Origin of the sequence: Novosphingobium sp. (assembly GCF_019748365.1) — a bacterium.
Taxonomy (GTDB): Bacteria; Pseudomonadota; Alphaproteobacteria; order Sphingomonadales; family Sphingomonadaceae; genus Novosphingobium.
In genome coordinates, this window is the sequence record NZ_JAIEPN010000168.1 from 1 (window position 1) to 2625 (window position 2625).

Annotated in this window: 2 protein-coding genes and 1 other annotated feature; of the genes, one reads left to right on the forward strand and one right to left on the reverse strand. The window is 63.4% G+C overall.

Annotated features, from left to right (window positions below; genetic code table 11):
- Window positions 1–368: efflux RND transporter permease subunit (locus K5Q19_RS18320; protein ID WP_292948225.1), on the forward strand; the 368-nt coding region annotated here is incomplete at its 5' end.
- 188 nt (window positions 369–556) lie between these two features.
- Here the strand turns inward: K5Q19_RS18320 and K5Q19_RS18325 are convergent.
- Window positions 557–2041: a SulP family inorganic anion transporter gene (locus tag K5Q19_RS18325; RefSeq protein WP_292948227.1), complete on the reverse strand. Its 1485-nt coding sequence runs from the start codon at window positions 2039–2041 to the stop codon at window positions 557–559.
- Between the two features lie 38 nt (window positions 2042–2079).
- Window positions 2080–2134 (reverse strand) — a sequence feature (sul1 is cis-regulatory element that is thought to sense ions involved in sulfur or methionine metabolism; They are found in Alphaproteobacteria).
- Window positions 2135–2625 lie beyond the last annotated feature (491 nt).

Sequence of the window (2625 nt, forward strand, 5' to 3'; positions counted from 1 at the left end):
CTCAGATCGGCATGATTGCACTGATGGGGATTGTGATGAAGAACGGCATCCTTCTGGTCGATCTCGCCAACCAGTATAGGGACGCAGGCATGGATCCCGCCTCGGCGATGCGCAAGGCAGCGCCCGAACGTCTGCGGCCCGTCCTGATGACAGCGTTGGCGGCGGTATTCGGGATGCTGCCAGTCGCGCTAGCTCAGTCGGATGCCGCTGAGTGGCGCAATTCGATGGGCTTTATCATCATCGGCGGCTTGACCACTTCCACATTCTTGACGTTGCTGGTGGTGCCCGCCGCCTACTCTGCTGCGGGTGATCTAAGAGGGCTTACTGGGCGTTTTCGCACCATGGCTCGAAACAGGCTGCATGGCTAAACCGCCTCTCGCCTTTTAGTGATCCCTCCCTATGACCGCTTTGGGTCGGTTCCTAAATGGCAGATTTTTTCAACGAAGGCAGCTTCCTGCCGTTCGGCTTATGGTGACGGAACCTGCCAGTCAGCTTCTGCGCGTTTCTTGCCAGCAGCCGACATTCAGGAAACGACCCCAAATCGGACATTGTCAGGTCAGTGCGGGCTTACCCCAAGCTCGAACCCGGTCTTGTCGTGCAGAGCGAACCTGTCCACGATGTCGGCGCTGGCGCGGTTGTAGCCGACCACGTCGACGTTGCGCCCGTCGCGCCGCAATCTGGCGACGATCTTGTCGAGCGCGGCGACGCCCGAGATGTCCCAGAAATGCGCCGCGGTCATGTCGATGGCCACGTTGGGCGCGGTTTCGGCCACGTCCATTGCGGCCACGAACCGCTCGACCGAAGCGAAGAAGATCTGGCCGCGCACACGGTAATGCGCGGTCTGACCGTCTTCGGACAGGTTCCGCTCCACGCCGAACATCCGCTGCACCTTGCCCGCAAAGAAGATGCCCGACAGCAGCACGCCCGCCAGCACGCCCAACGACAGGTCGTGCGTGCCCACCACCACCGCGACCGTGGTCAGCATCACGACCGATGACGGCCACGGATGGCGACGCAGGTTGGGGATCGAATTCCAGCTGAAGGTGCTGATCGACACCATGATCATGATCGCCACCAGCGCGGGCATCGGCACCTGCCCCACATACGGCCCAAGCACCGCCAGCAGGAACATCAGGAATGCGCCCGCCGTGAAGGTGGAGAGCCGCCCGCGTCCGCCCGACGTCACGTTGATCACCGATTGCCCGATCATCGCGCACCCGCCCATGCCGCCGACCAGCGCGGCGGCGATGTTGGCGGTGCCCTGCCCGGCGCATTCGCGGCGCTTGTCGCTGCCGGTATCGGTCATGTCGTCGACGATTTGCGCGGTCAGCAGCGATTCGAGCAGGCCCACCGCCGCCATCGCAGCCGAATAGGGCGCAATGATCCGCAGCGTGTCCCACGTCAGCGGCACATCGGGCCAGACCAGACTGGGCAGGCCTTGGGGCAGGTTGCCCATGTCGGCGACCGTGTTGACCGGGGCGCCGCTCGCCACCGCCAGGATCGTGAGGATGACGATCGCCACCAACGGCGCCGGGATCGCGGTAGTGAGGCGTGGCAGGAGGTAGATGATCGCAAGTCCGGCAGCGACCATCGCATAGGCTTGCCAGGTCACGCCGGTCAGCTGCGGCAGCTGGGCCATGAAAATCAGGATCGCGAGCGCGTTGACGAAGCCGGTGATCACCGAGCGCGAGACGAACTGCATCACCAGATTAAGCCGCAGCAGACCCGCTACGGTTTGGATGATCCCCATCAGAATGGTCGCGGCGAACAGGTATTCGACCCCGTAATCGCGCACCAGCGGCACGACCAGCACCGCCACGGCTGCGGTCGCAGCAGAAATCATGCCGGGCCGCCCGCCCGTGAAGGAAATGATGATCGCAATCGCGACCGAGGCATACAGCCCGACGCGCGGGTCCACCCCGGCGATGATCGAGAAGCCGATAGCTTCGGGAATGAGCGCAAGCGCTACGACGATGCCGGCCAGAATGTCGGCTCGCGGGTTCGCAAGCCAGTCGCGCCGAAGCGTGGCAGTGAATGTCATGATGCAGTCCAGATACGATCATCGGCAGCAAGGTGCCGGATTGTCCCGGGGATAGGCGCCGGGCCGAGCCACCCGCGATACCGCAGGTCCGTCGATGCGGGCGCTATGGTGCAAAACCGTCTGGATCACAAGGCTTGGTGCCAGCGGCAGCTATCCACCCATTCCCGGCCATGAGCTGGGCCGATGCGCCATCCCGAAAGCGGCATGTCCGCTTCGGGCCGAACTATCAGGCTAGTCTGGCAGCCGCGAGCGGTTGAGCTGCGGTCGTCACCCGAATCGGTCTGCTCGGGCTGCGAATTGTGGCGATCCCAGGATCGCCTCCACATGAGCATCCAGCAATTGCGGCATTCTGACCTCTGACGAGCCGCGCGCTCCAAATCCGGAGCATGCCACGCTTTCCATTCGCGCGGCGACAACGAGTAACCCCGAGGCCTGCGTGAACCGCATATCAGAAGGGGAGGGGGAGGGGATGTGTGCCCGGGTGATTGCCGGGTGCACATCAGGAGTGACCACGATGCTTATTCCCTTTTCCCGGCTCTATCTGAGCGATGCCAATGTGCGCAAAACGCGCAGCGAAGAAGACG